The 20,155-nt window shown below is 34.9% G+C and carries 18 protein-coding genes; all 18 read left to right on the top strand.

What is annotated here, in order from left to right; translation table 11 throughout:
- The first annotated feature begins 362 nt into the window (after nucleotides 1-362).
- The gene (locus tag IPO46_09740) at nucleotides 363-776 is read left to right on the top strand and encodes a hypothetical protein (protein ID QQS62391.1); all 414 of its coding nucleotides are present in this window, start codon (nucleotides 363-365) and stop codon (nucleotides 774-776) included.
- A gap of 56 nt (nucleotides 777-832) precedes the next feature.
- Entirely contained in the window at nucleotides 833-1,312 is a 480-nt protein-coding gene (locus IPO46_09735) for a DNA starvation/stationary phase protection protein (protein ID QQS62390.1), read from the top strand.
- A gap of 48 nt (nucleotides 1,313-1,360) precedes the next feature.
- The gene (locus IPO46_09730) at nucleotides 1,361-1,942 is read left to right on the top strand and encodes a TetR/AcrR family transcriptional regulator (protein QQS62389.1); all 582 of its coding nucleotides are present in this window, start codon (nucleotides 1,361-1,363) and stop codon (nucleotides 1,940-1,942) included.
- 10 nt (nucleotides 1,943-1,952) lie between these two features.
- Nucleotides 1,953-2,402 carry a hypothetical protein gene (locus IPO46_09725; protein ID QQS62388.1) on the top strand — a complete coding sequence of 150 codons (450 nt, stop codon included), beginning with the start codon at nucleotides 1,953-1,955 and terminating at the stop codon, nucleotides 2,400-2,402.
- Nucleotides 2,344-2,817, top strand: a complete 474-nt coding sequence (locus IPO46_09720) for a hypothetical protein (protein QQS62387.1) — start codon at nucleotides 2,344-2,346, stop codon at nucleotides 2,815-2,817. Before IPO46_09725 ends, IPO46_09720 begins: the two co-directional genes overlap by 59 nt.
- On the top strand, nucleotides 2,814-3,101 hold the full coding sequence (locus IPO46_09715; protein ID QQS62386.1) for a hypothetical protein: 288 nt from the start codon (nucleotides 2,814-2,816) through the stop codon (nucleotides 3,099-3,101). The genes IPO46_09720 and IPO46_09715 overlap by 4 nt, the downstream gene beginning before the upstream one ends.
- A gap of 12 nt (nucleotides 3,102-3,113) precedes the next feature.
- Nucleotides 3,114-4,439 (top strand): TolC family protein, encoded by a 1,326-nt coding sequence (locus IPO46_09710; GenBank protein ID QQS62385.1) that lies wholly within the window; start codon nucleotides 3,114-3,116, stop codon nucleotides 4,437-4,439.
- 11 nt (nucleotides 4,440-4,450) lie between these two features.
- Complete coding sequence (locus IPO46_09705; GenBank protein ID QQS62384.1) at nucleotides 4,451-5,626, top strand: efflux RND transporter periplasmic adaptor subunit; 1,176 nt, start codon at nucleotides 4,451-4,453, stop codon at nucleotides 5,624-5,626.
- 12 nt (nucleotides 5,627-5,638) lie between these two features.
- Nucleotides 5,639-6,235 (top strand): DUF3365 domain-containing protein, encoded by a 597-nt coding sequence (locus IPO46_09700; protein ID QQS62383.1) that lies wholly within the window; start codon nucleotides 5,639-5,641, stop codon nucleotides 6,233-6,235.
- A 25-nt stretch (nucleotides 6,236-6,260) separates the two neighbouring features.
- Nucleotides 6,261-6,620 carry a four helix bundle protein gene (locus tag IPO46_09695; protein ID QQS62382.1) on the top strand — a complete coding sequence of 120 codons (360 nt, stop codon included), beginning with the start codon at nucleotides 6,261-6,263 and terminating at the stop codon, nucleotides 6,618-6,620.
- A gap of 24 nt (nucleotides 6,621-6,644) precedes the next feature.
- Entirely contained in the window at nucleotides 6,645-9,782 is a 3,138-nt protein-coding gene (locus tag IPO46_09690) for an efflux RND transporter permease subunit (GenBank protein ID QQS62381.1), read from the top strand.
- Between the two features lie 369 nt (nucleotides 9,783-10,151).
- Entirely contained in the window at nucleotides 10,152-10,850 is a 699-nt protein-coding gene (locus tag IPO46_09685; protein QQS62380.1) for a hypothetical protein, read from the top strand.
- Nucleotides 10,844-13,186, top strand: coding sequence for a DEAD/DEAH box helicase (locus IPO46_09680; protein ID QQS62379.1), 2,343 nt, complete (start codon nucleotides 10,844-10,846; stop codon nucleotides 13,184-13,186). The genes IPO46_09685 and IPO46_09680 overlap by 7 nt, the downstream gene beginning before the upstream one ends.
- Nucleotides 13,187-13,604: 418 nt before the next feature.
- On the top strand, nucleotides 13,605-13,910 hold the full coding sequence (locus IPO46_09675; protein QQS62378.1) for a helix-turn-helix domain-containing protein: 306 nt from the start codon (nucleotides 13,605-13,607) through the stop codon (nucleotides 13,908-13,910).
- On the top strand, nucleotides 13,910-14,947 hold the full coding sequence (locus IPO46_09670) for a DNA cytosine methyltransferase (GenBank protein ID QQS64370.1): 1,038 nt from the start codon (nucleotides 13,910-13,912) through the stop codon (nucleotides 14,945-14,947). The genes IPO46_09675 and IPO46_09670 overlap by 1 nt, the downstream gene beginning before the upstream one ends.
- On the top strand, nucleotides 14,944-16,383 hold the full coding sequence (locus IPO46_09665; protein QQS62377.1) for a DUF3883 domain-containing protein: 1,440 nt from the start codon (nucleotides 14,944-14,946) through the stop codon (nucleotides 16,381-16,383). The genes IPO46_09670 and IPO46_09665 overlap by 4 nt, the downstream gene beginning before the upstream one ends.
- A complete protein-coding gene (locus IPO46_09660) occupies nucleotides 16,353-17,393 on the top strand; it encodes a DNA cytosine methyltransferase (protein ID QQS62376.1) in 1,041 nt (346 codons plus the stop codon). Before IPO46_09665 ends, IPO46_09660 begins: the two co-directional genes overlap by 31 nt.
- Nucleotides 17,394-17,769: 376 nt before the next feature.
- Nucleotides 17,770-19,746 (top strand): hypothetical protein, encoded by a 1,977-nt coding sequence (locus IPO46_09655; protein QQS62375.1) that lies wholly within the window; start codon nucleotides 17,770-17,772, stop codon nucleotides 19,744-19,746.
- The last annotated feature ends 409 nt before the right edge of the window (nucleotides 19,747-20,155 follow it).

The raw sequence follows: 20,155 nt of genomic DNA, 5'->3' as shown, positions 1-20,155 counted from the left end.
CTTGGTCGTTATGTGTCACCCTATTGAGCATCCTACACATATACAATCACCCATGACTTTGCCACCCGACCCCACGCTATTTTTAGCACATTGTAAGACAAACAAAACCTCGATACAAAGCCATTTTTAATTCCTGCCCATATTGGTACATTGAGGGTTTGCCCAACCGCACAGGCCAACAGAAAAGCAAATCCCATAAGAGCCAATTTTCCACCACATAAGAAGATTTTCGCCAAAATGAAATTTCTAAAAAAATGTAAATCTGACCAAAATCATGGTTCAATGTAACAAAGGTTACTTATCCCGGTAAAAAGCGCAACTATATTTGTGAGTGAACATTCACAAACATTAAAACTAAAATCATGAACGGAAAAAATAACATCGCCATCGGGTTCCTTACAATGGGGGCTTTTATGGCTTACGGGTTCCTCTTAATTTATTTAAGGGATTTTGCACCCGGCAAAGCAGAGTGGGTAAACTCTTATAGTACTGGAAAACACTTTGAAAGCAGGTTAGCCCATGTGCATGGCAACCTCTTTGCCTTCCTGAATATTCTAATAGGCTATTTGCTACTGCGCTTTAGAGATAAACTTAAAAGTGTAAAGGCTATTTCCTGGCTTGCCCTAACGGGGTTACTGATGCCGATTGGTATTTTATCAGAAGTATATTTTGGCCTTCCTCCTGCTTTAGTGTTAATAGGCGCTATTGCCATGACAGCTTCTGTAATATGGCTGGGTATTTCTTTTTATAAAATGAGACTTGGCAACACAGTTTAATGTGATGTAATAAATAAGATTGTAACAATCAATAGTAAAACTTAAAAAATCGCAATATGAAAAATTTAAATGCAATTGGACTTGATGACGCCAAAGCAGCACAATTAGCCGAAAAATTGAATACATTACTGGCTAACTATTCTCTTTTTTATCAAAACACAAGAGGCTACCACTGGAATATTAAAGGAGACAAGTTTTTTGAACTCCATTTAAAATTTGAAGAACTGTATAACGATTTATTGTTGAAAGTTGATGAGGTCGCCGAAAGAATTTTAACCCTAGGTCATTCGCCCAATCACAATTATTCTGATTATAAAAAAACTTCAAAAATTGCTGAGAGCACCAAGGTATCGGATGGCATTACAGCGGTTAAGGAAATTTTAAACTCTTTTCAAACTGTAATTCTATTGCAACGGGAATTACTTTCTTTATCAGACGAAGCCGGTGATGAAGGAACCAACGCTTTAATGAGTGACTATATCAGGATGCAGGAAAAATTAGTTTGGATGTATTCTGCATTTCTTAACAAACAATAATTTGAAACAGTGGCAGGTTTAAACTGATTGTTCAAAAAAATAAATGTAATGGAAATTAAAGTACGTCAATTAGAAATTATTGAAGCTGCAGGTGAAATTCTCACGGAATCAGGTCTTGCAGGACTTACAACAAAAAACCTTGCTGCAAAAATGGGCTTTGCGGAGAGTGCCCTGTACCGCCATTTTAAAGGAAAAGAAGAAATCATCGTTACCATGCTTCAATACCTTGCTGCCGATATGGATAAACGGCTTACTGCCTGTGTTGAAAAATTAGATGACCCTGTGGAAAAACTGAAAGCAGTATTCAATAACCAGTTTGCTTATTTTGAAAAACATCCTCATTTTTTGGTTGCGGTATTTTCAGAAGGCTTGCTGGAAGAAAGTAAAAAAATAAATGCTGCTATTATGCAGATAATGGCAACGAAAAGAAAGCATCTTCTGCCGGTTATTAAGCAGGGACAGTTAGAGGGAGTGTTTGAAACATCAGCTCCCGCCGAGGATTTATTACACATCATTATGGGTAGTTTCCGGCTCCACATGTTACAATGGAGAATGACTGATTTTTCATTTGATGTTAAGAAAAAAGGAAATAGACTGATGGATAGTATTTTGACTTTAATTAAAATATGAACCATAAAATATGAAACGAACATTTATTATAATAATGGCCGTAGTACTGTTTCTGTTTGGTTCTCTAACCCTGTTTCTAAGCGGCTCTGTAATCTTCGACCTGTTTGGTATCAGGGCTAAAGAAGGCAACTATGTACCACTTGTTGTGTGGGCAAATTTCATCAGTAGTATTTTGTACCTGGTGGCTGCGTATGGTTCATTAAAAATGAAAAAGTGGTCAGTTTGGCTATTAGCCGTCTCTGTATTTATTCTTGTTGCCGCTTTTATAGGTTTAAGGATACACATTAACAATGGCGGCTTGTACGAAACGAAAACCGTAAATGCAATGTTGTTTCGTATTGGGTTAACAGTATTCATTGCTGGTGCATCTTATTTATTAATACATAAAACAATTTCAAAAAATGAAACGATTTCAATTATTACTACCTGTTGTACTTCTTGTATTTGTTGCCTGCAATAATCAGGAAAGCAAGAAAGAGGGAAGTCATGACAATCACCAGCAATCAGAAATGAAAGATGAGCAAATGGACAACAAAGGTGAACATGAAGAAACTGCCGCCAAAGTTCAGTTGGATAATGGGAAAAAATGGAAGGCCAACCCCGAAACCATAAAAGGCATCAACAATATGTCATCGCTTGTGCAGAATGGTATTACAGGTAAAGTTGAAGTTGAAAAACTTTATGATTCGCTACAGGTAGAGTTTAAAACCATTTTTGCCAAGTGTACAATGAAAGGAGAGTCTCATAACCAGTTACATAATTTTTTAATTCCGATAAAAGGCCAATTGGAGAAACTAAAAGCTGAAAGCAAGGATGCTGAAATCCTGAAAGAAATGCAGGGCTACCTTTTGACCTTTGAAAACTATTTTGAATGAACATAAAAGATTTGCATACAAAACTAAAACCCGTTTCTGCTATCCCTCATTTTAAAGCAGCAGAAGGAAATATAACGGCTATTCAGATTTTGAATAACCAATTATTAAAAGAACATACAACAAAAACACCTGCCCTTTTAGTTTGTGTAACAGGAGAAGTGGTTTTTGAAAATGAAAGAGGAATAAAAGAAATTTTATTGCCCGGCGACTATGCAAATATTGAGCCGATGATAAAACATTCGGTAAAAGGAATAGAGGATAGCCAGCTATTACTCATCAAATAAAAAATTTGACCAATGAAGTTAGTGAACATTCGCAAACAATTTTTGGTTCTACTGCTTACTGTAACAGGGTTTACCGCAGTACAGGCACAGGTATGGTCCTTGCAACAGTGCATTGATACTGCACAGGTTTACAACAAAGCTTTGCAAATGAGCAGAAACAATATTGCGATAAGCCAGCAAAGAAAAATGGAAGCAAAAGCTAACCTGATTCCTAAAATATCAGCCAATGCAGATTATAAATATTTTACCGATTTGCCAACACAGTTAATGCCTGCATCTATTTTTGGCGGTCCTGCAGGCGCTTTTAAAGAAACACAATTTGGTGTGCCGCATAACATCAATGCCAATTTGCAGTTAACAATGCCATTGTATAATCCGCAGGTGTTTGGGGCTATACAAACAGCTAAAATTGCAACAGAGCTAAGCGATTTGCAATTGCAAAAAACAGAAGAACAAATTTATTTTGATATTTCAAATCTCTATTACAACGGACAACTTTTACTCAGGCAATTAGCATTTATTGACAGTAATATAGTGAACACATCCAGACTATTAAAAAATATGCAATTGCTAAAAGAACAACTGATGGCAAAGGGTGCAGATGTGAGCAAGGTTCAATTGCAAAAAAAACAGCTTGAAACACAAAAAGAATCAGTGACCAGCAAATATGAGCAGGTAATAAATGCATTGAAATTTGCAATGGGAATCTCCCTTGACCAAAACATGGAAATTGAGCAGGAAATTCTCTACGAAAAGAGTAATGAATATTCAAGTACTCCGACAACAGAAATTCGCCTGGCAAATACACAATCCAAATTGTTGCTGAGTGAGTTAAATACATTGAAAAAGAGTAAGCTTCCTTCGGTCTCACTTTTTGGAACGTATGGCAAAACCGGTTTTGGCTACGACAAACAGCCCAATGATTTTTTAAAATTCTACCCCATTGGTTTTGCAGGTATTCAAATAAGCTATCCATTATTTAATGGTACAGTAACCCAACGAAAAATAAGTCAGAAAAAATTGGAAATAAGAAATAGTGAATTGCAGGTACAATTGGTTGCCGAACAAAATGCTATGCAAACCCATAACGCAAAGCGGCAAATGGCAGTTGCACAAAAATCTATTGAAACAAACCGTTCTCAAATTAAGCTGGCCCAAACGATATATGAACAAACTGTACTTCAGCAAAAACAGGGAACGGCTTCTTTAACAGATGTTTTGCTGGCTGATACTGCTTTACGGGAAGCCCAGCAAAATTACCTGTCGGCAGTGGTAGATTATTTGAAGGCTGATTTGGAACTCAAAAAACTAACGAATCAAATAAAAATTGGAAATTAATTATCACCGACATGAAAAAAAAGTCAATCACCTGGAAAAGGATTTTATATATTTTAATCCCTTTGTTGTTGGTAGCAACTATCGCTATTCGCCTTAAAACAAATAAGAATGCAACTCAACAAAAAGTGTATCAATATAATAAAGAGCAGGCCATTAATGTGCAGGCTCAAACAATAAAATTAGAAAGTATTGATGCCGTATATTTTTATACAGGCACATTTGAACCAAATAAAGAAACCAAACTCAGTGCTGAAGTACAGGGAAAAATAAATGCAATTTATGTGGATGCCGGCAGCAATGTAAAAAAAGGGCAGGCACTAATTAAATTGGATGATGCTTTGCTGAACCAGCAGTTGAACACGGTAAATGTACAGATACAAAATATCACTTCGGAAGTTGACATTCAATTACAGGCAAATCAAATACAAATAAATGGGTTGGAGGATGATGTAAGGCGTTATAAAATTCTTGTTGCGGCAGATGCCATCCAGGGAATTCAATTAGAAAAAGCGGAGTTGCAATTGCAAACTGCAAAAAATCAACGTAGTACTATTATGCAAAAATCATCGCTTAAAAATGCACAAGCCTTGCGGGCAAGCATTATAGCACAACTAAATAAAACCACTGTTTACGCACCTTTCAACGGTGTGGTAACTGCCAAGCTAAGTGAGGTTGGCGCTTTTGCATCGCCCGGCATTCCATTGCTGCAGGTTACAGATATAAGCCAGTTAAGATTTACGGTTACTGTTCCCGAAAACGATTTAAAATTATTTGATTACAAAAACAGTTACGAAATTATTGCAGATGCAGCTCCTGAAATTAAGCTACAGGGAAAAACTTCTTTGATAGGAAGCAAAGCAAATGCCGGCAATTCATTTCCTGTTCAGTTTACCGTGAATAATGTTTCAAACCTGGCCATTAAATCGGGCATGTTTGGCAAATTGAATTTGAGAAATGATACACCTGAACAAGGCATAGTAATTCCTGCCGCTGTTACTGTTGGTTCAGAAAATCAACCGCAGGTTTATCTTGTAAAAAACGGTAATGCTGTTTTGCAAAATATTACTATATCCAAAAAATTTGAAAACAAAGTGGCTGTTTCAGTGGGGTTAAAAGAAGGGGATGTGATTGTAACAAATGGATTTATTAATCTTTTTGATGGGGCCAATGTGACAATTAAAAATTAAATATTATGAATTATGAAGTGTACTATTTTTTATATCAGCATTCTGGTAATTGCATTATTTACTGCCTGTAACAACAGCAATAAAAATAATGATAGCATAAAATCAGATTATACAAAAATGGGAAATAGTATAGTAAAGAAAACCTTTGATACCTTGCGAAATTCCCTGCAATCCGCAATCAGTCAGTCCGGTTTTGAAGGCGCTGTACCTTACTGTCAAACAGCGGCATATACACTCACCAATATCTATGCTTCCGATTCCATAACAATAAGAAGAACGGCCTTGAAGTACAGAAATCCAGCGAATAAACCCGATACAGCAGAAGAGCGAATAGTAAAAATATTTGCTTCACTAAAAGAACAGGGAATAATAAATGATTCTATAAAACCAATAACAGAGGAAAGTAAAAATGGCGAAGTTCATTTTTACAAACCAATCATGTTGCAGCAAATGTGTGCTTCATGTCATGGTAGTAAAAGCAAAGATATACAACCATCCGTGTGGAAAGCCATCAATACGCTTTATCCTTTGGATATGGCATACGATTTTAAGACAGGCGATTTAAGGGGAATGTGGCATATCACTTTTTTGAAATCAATTAAAAATTAGGAATTACGAATTAAAAATTACTAAAATGAAGTCAAATAATATTATACAGGAAAAATCATTTGCTTTTGCAATTAGAATTGTGAATTTAAATAAACACTTAATTACCGAAAAGAAAGAATTTATTTTATCTAAACAATTACTTCGGAGTGGAACTTCTATTGGAGCTAATGTGGAAGAAGCGATTGGTGCTGTTTCTGATAAAGACTTTTTAAATAAGTTAGGTATCGCATATAAAGAAGCAAGGGAAAGTATTTATTGGTTGAAGCTTTTGCAAGCAACGGATTACATTACAAAAGAGGAATTTGAAAGTATTCATAATGATGCTGAAGAAATTTGCAAAATACTTGGCAAAATTCAAATCACAATGAAAACCCGTAATTCTTAATTTTTAATTCCTAATTGGCAAAAGATGAATATTACAGAAATATCAATCAAGCGTCCATCGTTGATAATCGTTCTTTTCAGTGTGCTTGCTTTATTGGGTATTATCGGGTATAAAAATCTCAGTTATGAACTGATGCCCGATTTTAATCAACCGGTTGTAGTTATTAAAACAGCATACCCCGGGGCCGAACCCGGTGAAGTGGAAACTTCCGTGTCAAGAAAAATTGAAGACGCTTTATCCAATATGGAAGGCATAGATTATTTGGTTACAAAATCTTTGCCCAACGCCTCTATCATCATTGCTAACCTTAAATATGGTACGAACCTGGATAAAGCGATGCAGGATGCCCAGCGTTACATCGATAATATCCGCAAAGATTTACCGGCTGATATTTTAAGCCCGGTAATGAGTAAGGTATCGCCGAATGATTTACCGATAATGTCTATCAGTGCCACCAGCAATTTGCCGGTTACCGTTTTCTACCAAAAAATGAAAGATGAATATCTTCCGCAAATACAACAGTTGAAAGGTGTGGCAGAGATTACTATTTTAGGTGGTGAAGAAAGAGAAGTACAGGTAAAAGTAAACCTGGATAAATTGAAACTTTTTAAACTATCCCTTTCGCAGGTGGTAGATGCTGTTAATCGCTCAGGGCTTGATTTACCAGCCGGTAAAGTGCAAACTGACAAAGAAAACAGTTCGGTGAGACTATCAGGAAAATTCACAACGATAGAAGATATAAAAAATGTGCAGGTGGCAATGCCGCTTCCCGGCAGCCCTGTTTATTTAAAAGATGTAGCTACTGTAACCGATGGAATAAAAGAAACAACTTCCATCAGCCGGTACAATGGGAAAAATGGCATTGGGCTCATGTTGAAAAAACAGGGAGATGCCAATGCTGTTGATGTTTCAAAATTAGTTCGCAATAAATTCAAAACAATTGAAGAGCAAAATAGGAATGCAAGTGTAAAGTTTATCATTGCAGACGACAGTACTGATAATACTATTGCAGCTGTTAATTCAGTAGTGTTCGATTTAATTTTAGCAGTGCTATTGGTTTCATTGGTAATGCTTTTATTCCTTCGGAGTTTTAGAAACTCATTAATTGTAATCGTTGCCATTCCAACATCTTTAGTTACGGCTTTTGCTGTGATGTGGTTGCTGGGTTACACACTCAACCTGATGACTTTGCTTGCCATGTCATTAATCATCGGTATCCTGGTAGATGATGCCGTTGTGGTCTTGGAAAATATTCAAAAGCATTTGGATAAAGGAAAAGAAAAACGGGTTGCTGCAATGGATGGCCGAATGGAAATAGGGTTTGCCGCTTTGTCTATCACTTTGGTTGATGTAGTGGTCTTTTTACCAATCCTGTTCTTACAGGTTTTTGTAGCTGATATGCTTAAACAATTTTCAGTAGTGGTGGTAACTTCTACACTTACCAGTTTGCTGGTTGGCTTTACACTTACTCCCTGGTTAGCTTCACGAATTGGTATTAAAGAAGATTTAAAACCAACTAATTATTTCAATCGTTTCCTGCTTTGGTTTGAACAGCAGTTAGATAAATTTATCAACTGGTATGGCTTACAATTAGAATGGGTTTTAAGCCACAAGCTGATATTTACAGGAATAGTAGTACTGCTTTTTGCAATGACGCTAGGCATAATGAAGCAGGGAATCATTGGGAAAGAACTAATTTCTACCGGCGACCAGGGGAAATTCAGGATGGCTTTAGAATTTGATAAGTCAACATCAATTCAAAAAAATAATTTGATTGCCCAGCAGGTAGAAACCTATATTCTACAACAAAAAGAAGTGGCAACCGTATTCAGTAATGTAGGCGGGCCAAGTACCGGTATTGGAAGTCTGGGTGTAGGCTCGACAAACAAAACTGAATTTACCATTCAATTAAAATCAAAAAAAGAACTCAATAATTTAGCTACTGAAGAGTTTATGAAAACACTTCGGGAAGATTTAAAATTAAAATACCCGGCAATAAATTATTCGATGGCGGCCTTGGGATTAATTCCACGTTCTGCTCCCATCGAAATTACTTTGAGTGGCAGTAATCTGGATTTGGTAATGAAATCGGGGAATGAATTAAAATCTATTGTAGAAAAAATACCCGGCGCTGATAATGTCCGGCTATCAGTAGAAACCGGAAGCACTGAGTACAAAATAATTCCTGACAAAGATAAAATGCAGCGATTGGGATTAACAACTGCTTATGTGGGAACAAATTTAAGAACCGCTTTTACTGGCAACGATGATGCAACGCTTACCGAAAACGGAACAGAATATCCTGTAAGGATTTGGTTAGATGAATTTGAGCGAAAAAATTATGATGATGTAAAACGTTTATCTATTGTTAATCCAATGGGTTTGCCCATAGAGGTTTCGCAGTTTGCAAATGTAGAGAGAGATAATTCGCCTTCACTGTTAGAAAGAAAAGACCGCCAGCCTGCTATAACACTTACGGCAGATGCTTTGGGCCGTCCATCAGGAACCGTAGCAGATGAAGTGGTGGCTTATCTTAAAAAAAATCCTTTGACAGATGGAATAAATATGACCTGGGGAAGTGATATAAAACGACAGAACGATAGTTTTGGCGCATTGGGTTCTGTTTTAATGATTTCTTTTTTGCTGATTTATTTAATTATGGTGGCATTGTACGACAATTTTGTGTATCCTTTTGTTGCATTGTTTTCCATTTTGGTGGCAACCATTGGTGCTTTTCTTGCATTGAATTTAGCATTAAGCAATTTAAGTTTATTTGCCCTGCTTGGTTTGATAATGCTGATGGGGTTGGTGGTAAAGAATGCCATTTTAATTGTTGATTTTACTAATCAGTTAAAAGCACAGGGGATGTACTATAAAGCTGCATTGATTAAAGCCGGTAAGGAACGTATGCGGCCAATATTGATGACCACATTGGCAATGGTATTCGGTATGTTGCCTATTGCTCTGGCAAAAGGAACAGCCAGTGAATGGAAAAACGGGTTAGCCTGGGTTATCATTGGCGGGCTGCTGTCATCACTGATACTCACTGTTTACTTAGTGCCGATGATGTATTATGTGGTGGATAGATTGAAAGAGAAATTTGGAAAAAATACTGCACGAAGAAAAACGCCTCAAATTATTACTAATGAAACTATCAGCTAAATATTTTTTCATTTGCAAGGCGCACAAAGCTGACACACAAAAGCCAGCCTTGCAAAAGAGCCTGCCTTGTGCCAACGTTTCCGGGACATACCCTGCCACGGTGGACACAGACATTCAATTCAAGTTACCAAGACGAAGGGCGAACACATAACATGGGGTTTGGCGTTATTGGGGCAGGACGTTGTTATCTTCATCAGCAGCAACATGGCAGCTTTTGTTCGGGCTGGACGTTTTTCAATTTAGCTTTTAGTTGTTATCTTCAACTTCAGTTTTTCAATTGGGCTTCAGTTCCGGGCGGACGATTTTCAAATCCCCCAACAACGCCAAGCCCTGTTCGTTGGCGGTAATTATAAAAGACAGACCTAAACTATGGACATAGACCAAATTGACAATAAAACTTTAAAGCACTTTCCAGCAGGTTCAGGTTGTGAAATAAACTGTCTACACATTAAAATCAAAGACTTCAAACCGATAGTTCAAGAGTTTGAAACCTACATATCGGATACAAGTTGGATAAACAACTTAGATGAAATTTCAAAAAAAGCCTTTAAGGTAAATGCGGAAAAAACCATTAACAAAATAGTGACAGACATTATTGGTGGCATTACCACAAGTGTTAATGAAGATATAGGTGAGTTTATAGTTTCATATTCCGCACAACTTGCTTTAGAAATTGAATATTCTCATCAAAGAATTCCATTAGCAGAACTATTAAAAGAAAAAGTTTTAGGAAACCCTGGATTTGACTTTCATACGATTAGTACTAATAATTATTTAGTATTTGGAGAAGCAAAGTTTAGTTTAGACTCAACTCCAAGAGCAAGAGCTTTAAATCAAATTGAAGAGTTCATTGGAGACAGAGACAATGCTGAACTTAAGTGGTTAGAACCATTTTTAGACCCAACGACAAAAGCTAACATCATTAAAGATGAAAAGGGTTATGCAGCTGCATTTTCCTTAAATGGAGAGAACATAATAACAATTTTGAATAATGCTTTAGCATCTGACCCAATTAAAGAGATTATAAAGCATAAAGAACTTTACTTAATTGCAGTTGAATTATGTTAAGCGAAAACCTTTTTAATCAAACTATTGATTCTGAATTAATCAAAGAAATACTTTTTGATTTCCATAAAAATGGGCCTGTAAATAATAGCCACCTTGAAACACTTTCTTACTTAAAAAAATACAATCCCAAAGCATTCAAAATCTATGAAGGTAAATTGATGTTTTTAATGGGCCTTTTTTATAAAACTAGCGAACCTAACTCATTTTTAGAAGCAATATACAATGCATATGCACAGACTATAATCGAAGAAACTGGACACAACTTTACACCAGTTCAAGCCGATGCTTATAATTCAATTAAGAAGTATACAAACTTCTCATTTTCTGCTCCTACAAGTGCAGGTAAATCATATCTTTTTCAAGAATTAATCAAGGAAACACAAGGGGATATAATCATTGTTTTACCGTCAAGGGCACTATTGTCGGAATATCTAATAAAGGTAAAAAAACTAGTTTCAAACGAAACACTAGTGCTCCAATTTATCGAAATTGTAAATACCAAAAGAACGAAGAACAGAATTTATATAATCACACCTGAAAGAGGGGAAGAAATTTTTAAAAATATTGGCAACCTGAATTTGGAACTTATCCTTTTAGATGAAGCACAAATTTCTGAAGAGGGAATACGAGGTATGAAATTTGACTCATTAGTCAGAAGAATTGATAAAAAATTAAATAACATAAAAAAGGTTTTTACACATCCTTTCGTACTGAATCCTGATGCCCAATTTAAAAAACATAACATCACAAATGATATAGACTCTGAAACGTATAATCAAAAAACCGTAGGTAAAATATACATTGAATATTTAGATGGTAACTTTAAATACTTTTCACCTTTTGATGATAAAATAAAAGGTAGAAACATTGAGGGTAATATCGTAAAGGATGTAATTCTGAATAATGGAACTGCATTAATTTATATATCTAAATCAAAAATTTACGATGGAAGTTTCCTAGAAATATTTTCTGATTATATAGAGTTGTGTCCTGAAATTACCGATAAAAAAAGTCTCCATTACATAAACAAACTCGAAGAATTCCTTGGAACAAAAGACGATAGAGATAAAAACTCCATCTTAATCTTCTTAATGAAAAGAGGTATTGTTATTCATCACGGCTCAATACCATTGAAGGCTAGACTAATTATTGAAGAATTTGTAAATGGACATCACGCAAAAATTTGTTTTTCAACATCTACTTTAATCCAAGGCATCAATATGCCATTTGATATAGTTTGGATAAATAATTTTAGTTTCACAGGTAATGAAGACCAGAAAACACTTAATCTTAAAAACCTTATTGGTAGAGCTGGAAGAACCACAATTGAAGATGATTTTTTCGATTATGGTTATGTCATAGTCGAGAAAAAAAACAAAAGACTTTTTATTGATAGATTAAACAAAGAGTCATCCTTATCAATAACCTCTAATCTAGACAACCAAACAGACCCAAACAATGAAGACTTTATTGACATTGTTGATGCCATCAAGAACGATACTTTTAACGCTGAATTGCAACTTACAGAAAGTCAAATTGAAAGAATTTCAAACGCTAATCTTGACAGTGAAATAGCGTTTATTTTAGATAATTTTTTAAACAAACATCTTGAACCATTGACTGTTAAAGAGTATTACAGGTTAGAAATTCCTCAAAGAAAAAAAATTAAGCTATCATTTGAAAATATTTATAAAGCACATTTGAGACGTTCAGATTTAGCAGACGGTGAAAAAAATGTTTTAAGTACATCCATTCCAATTTTACTATGGCAAATTCAAGGGAAGTCCTTTGCAGAAATTATCTCATTAAGATATGCCTTTCTCTCAGAAAAAGATTATAGAAGAAAACTTAGACGACAATTAATCAGAAAAGAAATATCACCTAGAGAATTTAGGCTGTTACTCTCAAAGAAGAAAGTAAGATTCTCTTGCATTGCTGAATCATTGCCAAATAAAGCTTTTAAAAGACCTGTGCCTCTATTCTCACAAGACACAAGTATTGTTGATATAGATTTTGACAAGGTAATCTACGACACTTATGATTATATTGACAAGGTTCTTTCATTATCGATAAAAGACCCAGTCTCAAGTGCATTTATTCTTTATTTCAATAAAACAGGTGACATTCGAGCACAAGTTTTAAGTAATTATATAAAATATGGTACAAATAATGAGACCGAAATTTGGTTAATCAAATACGGTTTTAGTTTTGACGAAATTGAAAAACTAATTGAGCACATAGAGAAAATAGATGAAACAGAAATTATTTTTAAAGACAGCGTAAATGAATTTATTGAAGACCCTGACAATTTGAAACTTATTGAGAGATACTTATAAAATAACTACCGCCAACACGGGTTTGGCAAAAGTGGCGGTTCAGTGCTCCGCAGACACATTTGTGGTTAATCAAAATTTGGTTCACCGCATCAACATTTGTGCTGAAAATCGCCACCTTCGCCAAGCCCGAAACCGTTATGCGTCACCCTATTGGACACCCTACGCAATTTGAGGTTTCCCACAATATGCACCAAGACAGGCAACCCTTCGCAAAATTAAAAGAGCTGCAAAGCCGACACACAAAAGCCAACTGCACAATTTGCAGCACATTTAATTTTGCCCGACCGCACCCAAGCCCACCCACCACCCCATTTGACCAAGGTTTCCACATCTGTTAATAAATTTTAGGGGCTGACAATTGCTTATTTCAAAATATCATTTTACATTTGACACATATTGTCAAGTCAATATTTTCAAATTGAAAACAACAGGCGAAATAATTAGAGAACAAAGAGAAGTAAAAGGACTGCTTCTTAGACAAGTTGCAGCCCAACTTGACATAGACGTTGCAATACTTAGCAAAATTGAAAGAGGGGAAAGAAAAGCGACAAGAGAACAAATTGCTAAATTGGCTGACATTCTCAAATTAAATAAAGACAATTTATTAATTCAATATTTAAGTGAAAAAATTGCTTATGAAATTGCAGACGATGATTTAGCAAATGAAGCATTAAAAGTTGCAGAAGAAAGAGTTGAATATTTAAAAGCTCACAAAAAAAAATGATGAGAGAAAAGAAAACAGTATTGGATTTATTTTGTGGTTGTGGTGGGCTTTCATACGGTTTTATAGAAGCAGGTTACGAGGTGCTTTTAGGTATTGACCATTGGAAAGACGCAATTACGACTTTTGAAAAAAATCATAAAAAATCACTTGGTCTTGTAGCAGATTTGTTTAATGAAACAGCAAAAGAGATTAGCCAAAAGACAGGAATTAAAAAAGTTGATTTAATTATTGGCGGACCGCCTTGTCAAGGATTTTCGGTTGCAGGTAAAAGAATTGTAGATGACGAAAGAAACAAACTTTACAAGTCATTTGTAAGTTTTGTTGACTTTTATAAACCTAAAGCATTTTTGATGGAAAATGTACCAAACATAGTTTCTATGGGACAAGGTGTTGTAAAAGACAACATAATAAAAGATTTTGAGAAGTTAGGCTATACTGTAGTTTATAAAGTATTAATGGCTTCTGAATTTGGTGTGCCTCAAAACAGAAAAAGAGCTTTTTTTATTGGTACAAAAGGAAAGGAAGAGTTTTGTTTTCCTAAAGCAAATACAACTAAATTAATTCCTTCAAAAGATGCTATTTCTGACCTGCCTGAAAAATCATTACCAGATGGCAAAGATTATTCAGTAAAAGCAAAGTCTGATTACCAAGAGTTAATTAGAAAGGGCTCTAAAGGAATTTACAACCACGAAATAACAAATCATAGTGAACAAACAATTGAAATAATTTCAATTGTACCCGATGGAGGCAATTACAAAAATTTACCATTAGCATTACAACAAACAAGAAATGTACATATCGCTTGGACAAGGTTAAATAGCAATAAACCAAGCTTTACTATTGATACAGGACACAGGCATCATTTTCATTACAAATTCAACAGAATACCAACTGTTAGAGAAAGTGCAAGAATACAATCTTTCCCCGACAGTTTTATTTTTTTAGGGAGTAAAACAAGCCAATATAAACAAGTGGGTAATGCAGTTCCACCAATTTTGGCAAAAGTATTAGCCGAATCATTGAAGAAATATTTATGAGTAGTAAAAAGAAATATAAAATACCTGACGAATACTTTTTTCGTTTGCATCACGTAAGACCACGTTTCAAAAATGATGTGGAAGAAGTTTTGCTGTATGTTGCTACTTCAATTTCGGAAATGGAAACTTTACCCGAAAAAGAATTTAATGCTGACTTAAATAAGGTACTCTTTGGCTTCAAAAAAAATTCTACTTCTACTCAAAAAACTATAGATAATTGGAGAACAGAAATATCTGCATTGTTTGGTTTTATACAAGAAAATGACGGCTATCTTCAACCGAGTAAAACTGCAATCAGATTAGCCGATAATCAGTATTTAGATGAATTCTTTAACTACTTTTTATATTCATTTCAATATCCAGGCGGACACATAAAATCTCATAATGTAATAAAGCAAATTGAAGCAGGTGTAAAGTTTAAACCTTGCAATTATATTCTACAGCTTTTAAGCGAAGGCGAAATACTAACAGGAAAACCTTTTAGTATAACTGCCGAGGAATTGACTCAATGTGCTTATTTTGATTTAAGAGTAACAAGAGATGGTAAACATCCAAAAGAAGTTGCAAAACTCATTTTGAAAAATAGAAATGAGAAGATAGACTACGACCATCATTACGAACAATTAAAAAATGAAAAGACAGGTGCGTTTCCCTCAAATGGCGATGTATGCCGATATGCAGGCGACATCTTGGATTATATGGTTTTGGCTAACTTACTTCAACATAAGGGAACAGGTTACTACTATTATTTGAATGATGAAAATAAGGAAGCGATAAACTATCATTTAAATAATCCTAAATGGTTTAACCGATACGACAAGTTTTACAAACTAAAAGAAATTACCAATCCTCAAATTTCCGAAATTGAGGAAAATTGGTTTTCATTTGTAAATAGTTTCAACAACATTGAAGCATTTGCACCACATTTAGATAAAGCCGAAGCTGAGAGTATTTCAAACCTCATTCAAGAATATTATTCAAGAATGACAGGTGATAGAAAAGTGCCTACAAAAATCATTGGAGATTATGGCGAAAGCTTGATTTTAGCACACGAATATTTACGAACCAAAGACAAAACAAACAGACAGCATTTAATAAATAAAATGCCTACGCCTCTTGGTGTTGGTTATGACATTCAAAGTGTTGAAATTGAAAAGAAGAAACGATATATTGAAGTAAAAACTACCAAATCAAGAAAAGCAATTAATAACAATCGTTTCAAATTAACACCAAACGAATGGGACACAGCAGAAACAATGGGAGTAAATTATTTCATTTATTATTTGATTGTAAACGATAACGAAAAAAACATTTTCGTTATCCAAGACCCAGTAAAGCAATACGAAAAAGGTAATTTAAAAATTGATAAAAACTTAGTTGTAGAATTTTCAAAAACAGCAGGACAATGGCAAAAATTAATGGAAATAAAAAACTAAGAGTTGCTTCGCTTTTTTGCGGATGTGGAGGAATGGATTTGGGTATTCAAGGAGACTTTTCATATTTAGGAAAGCACTTTGAAAGCCTACCATTTGAGGTTGTCTATGCTGCGGACAATGATTTATATGCTACAAATATTTACAACAGTAATTTTTCTCATAAATGTGAATTAAAAGATGTGAGAGATATTGTACCAAGTGAAGTTCCCGACCACGATATTTTATTGGGGGGCTTTCCTTGCCAATCATTTTCAATAATTGCACAAAATCCTCAACGACTTGGTTATAAAGACGAGAGAGGAAAACTTTTTTTTGAAATGGTTAATGTACTCAAAGAAAAGCAGCCACGATTTTTTATTGGTGAAAACGTAAAAGGTTTGCTTTCTGCAAACGAGGGGAAAGCATTCCCAATGATTATTAAAGAATTTGAAAAAGCAGGCTATCACATTCATCATAAACTTTTAAATGCTTCCGAATTTGGTGTCCCTCAAAAAAGAGAACGAGTCTTTATTGTAGGCTTTAGAGAATTTGACGACTATTTTAATTTTCGCTTTCCATTACCTAATACTTTAAATGGAGCTAAGGTTAAACTAAAACAGGTAATAGACAAAAAAGCAAACAAAGACGACAAATGGTTTTTTAGTCAACGAGCCGTTGATGGAATGCTTAGAGTAAGAGAAAAAATGAATAAAGGGCGAGTACAAGATTTAGAGCAACCTTGCAATACTATAAGTTCACATCTTGCAAAAGTTAGTTTAAATGGGACAGACCCCGTTTTGATGATAGACGAACGTTACAGACGACTTACACCAAGAGAAGCTGCAAGAATTCAATCATTTCCAGAGACTTTTACATTAGATACCGTTTCTGAAAATAGACAATACAGGGCTATTGGAAATGCCGTTCCACCAGTTTTAATGTGGCAAGTTGCAAACGCATTGACAAAAAGTTTATTAACGGACACTCCAATAAAAGTAAAGGAGAGGAAAAATATTTTGACAGAAGCATAGCCAACGCTCTTGTTAGCACATTTTCATTTTTAGCCAACACACAAAGCCCGACAAAAATGCAAAAGAGCTACCAAGCCAACGCACAGGGACACACTCTGCTTTGTAGGACACAGAACAAAATTTGACAGACCAAGAAGAAGGGCGAACGCATAACATGGGGTTTGCCAAAATACGGGCTGACGGAAGTTATCTTTGGCTTTTTGTAATTCTATTGTGCTTCATATCCAGCTTGACATTATCTATTTAGCTTTTTGTTGTTATCTTCAACTTCAGTTTTTCAATCATCATCGGTACCGGGCGGACGGAATACTAATTCCCGTACTTCGGCAAGCCCTGTCCGTTAGCCGTCACCCTATAGAAACAGTCCGTAAAAAATATGCATCAACACAATTTAGACAGAGTTCAATTTTACTCCAAAGAGGATGGAGCAGGTGGGCATTACCTATCAAAAGGAGAACAAATTTTAAGAGCCGAACCAAAACAAAATTACACAGACATCAACGAAGTTTTAGAGCTTTATCACATAAAAAAATATATTGACAATGAATGCTATTTGAGAAATTGGACACAGCAAGAAATTGATAATTTCAAACAAAAGGCAACAGCATATGGTAGAATCGTAGGTCAATTTTTCTCAAATATCAATGACAGTAACATAGTTGAATTATTTGAGCAAACTCAACACGGTTACATTCATTCTTTTTGGGAGATAGTTAGTAATCAAAACGTTTTTAAACAAATATCAAAACCTAATTTTAGTAACATCCTTGCAAAAGAGCCCCACTTAATACACGACATCTTAACTCACAAAGGCTTAGTTGATTACTACAATACTGAATTAAAAAACTTTCTATTAAATTATTCTCAAGCGGCAGAAATATTACTTTCATATTATGAGACAAAGGACGAATTTCAAAAAAATCAAACATTCATTCCTAAAAGTTTGACAATCGTTGACAAAGAAAATATTATTTCAAATTATTTGGACTCCACAGATACAAACTTAAATTACATCGGACTAATTGAAAATGTAAGGAATAAAAATGATTTCAAAATTTCAGACAAAACAAGACTAAAAGCTAAAAGGCTACACAAAAGCGAAACAGAAAAATTCTTTACTGACAACAGTGGGATGACTTATGGTGTATCAATTAGTTTTCCTGCGAATGCAAGTAAGATAAAAGATGGTCACATTGATGATAAGCTTGTAGCTCATTATACTTATAGTTTGGACTTTATCAAAAAAAACAATAACCCATATATACTATTTCAAAATTTCAAGTATTTATTTGAATTTATTGACAATCAAAACAGGATAAATCTTGTCAGCAGAAAAAGCCAAATGGGCTTATTTGAAAGAATCATGGGAGTTCACTCCCAAAATGAATATAGGATTGGAACTGGATTTTCCTTATCTGAAATGACATCTCAAGGTCAGATATTTAGCTATAACAAAATTGTTTCTGAATTAAATACATCAATAGAGGATATTTTACATTTTGCTTTTACAATTGCGTTTCAAGAAAGATATGGTTTTGCAGATAATGCTCGTTTTTTAATACCATCTGCAACAAATTCATACTTTGAAAAAGTAAGGCTACTAGCACCTGAGTTTGAGTCAATTTTAAAACAATACAAGCTCTTTGTTGAAGAGGGAAATATTGATTTTGAACTTTTACAAATTTCTTCATCCCCAACCTCAATCAAAGACATACCCAGTCTGAATCGAAATAAATATATTTATTTCAATACCGACAACAAAGAAATGATTGGCTGCTCAAATCTATTTTTTTCCGACCAAACACTCCTTGCTTATGTTGAACCATTCAAAGAGGAAAAATATCACACTTTTTTTGACTTAATTGTAAACGAACAAGTAAGTTTCAACAATTATGAGGAACATCAAAGACCACAATTAAAATACCTACTTGATAAAGGTTTTATAAACGTAGACAACAACGGTTTCATCCAGATTACTAATACCGAAAGGTTATTTGTTTTTAAAGACTTACACGACAATGAATTTGCTTCTTTTTATCGCTATCCTTTGGAATTCCAAAAAGAAGTATTGCAAATGGCAAGCGAGAATATAGTGCTCTTTGAAAGTTCCTTGTTTTCAAAAATAGAACAATCCTATTTCAACTATTTTCTAAACAAAAGTGAGTTTACCAATGGACTAGATTTAAGGAATAGTTACTTACACGGTACGCAGGCAAACCCAGATGAACTTCAAAAACACCAGTATGCTTATTTTACATATTTGAAGCTTCTTATTTTGACTATGTTGAAAATAGACGATGACTTACAAATTTCAATAGCAATAAAAAATGGAACTGAAAGGGCGAACGGCTAACAAACGGTTTTGTACAATTGGGGCTTGACGGAAGATCAATCGGCTGTAATGCAAGTCCAGTCTGCATATCCGGCAGACGGAATGCTGTTGATCAGTAGTTTTTATCTTCAATTTTTAGTTAGTAATTTAGCTTCAGTACCGGGCGGACAGTTGGTCAATTCCCCAACTGCACAAAGCCTCGGTCGTTAGCTGCAAGCGTGAAAAAGACACCGACACGGCAGACAGACTCGAACAGACAGACAAAAACGCTTTACAAAATTTGACAAGTGAACAGGACTTTTAAAACATACAATTGGACAATAGGAAAGCTGACACTCAAAGCCGACCCTTCTGTATTTTTTATTTTCCCCACCGCACATTTTTTTAATTCAATTTTTAGCCAGCCCGCATTGGCACATTTGGTTTTGCC

The organism is Chitinophagaceae bacterium (assembly GCA_016699815.1).
In the GTDB taxonomy this organism is placed as follows: domain Bacteria; phylum Bacteroidota; class Bacteroidia; order Chitinophagales; family Chitinophagaceae; genus Ferruginibacter.
This window is presented reverse-complemented; position numbering and strand designations above follow the sequence as displayed.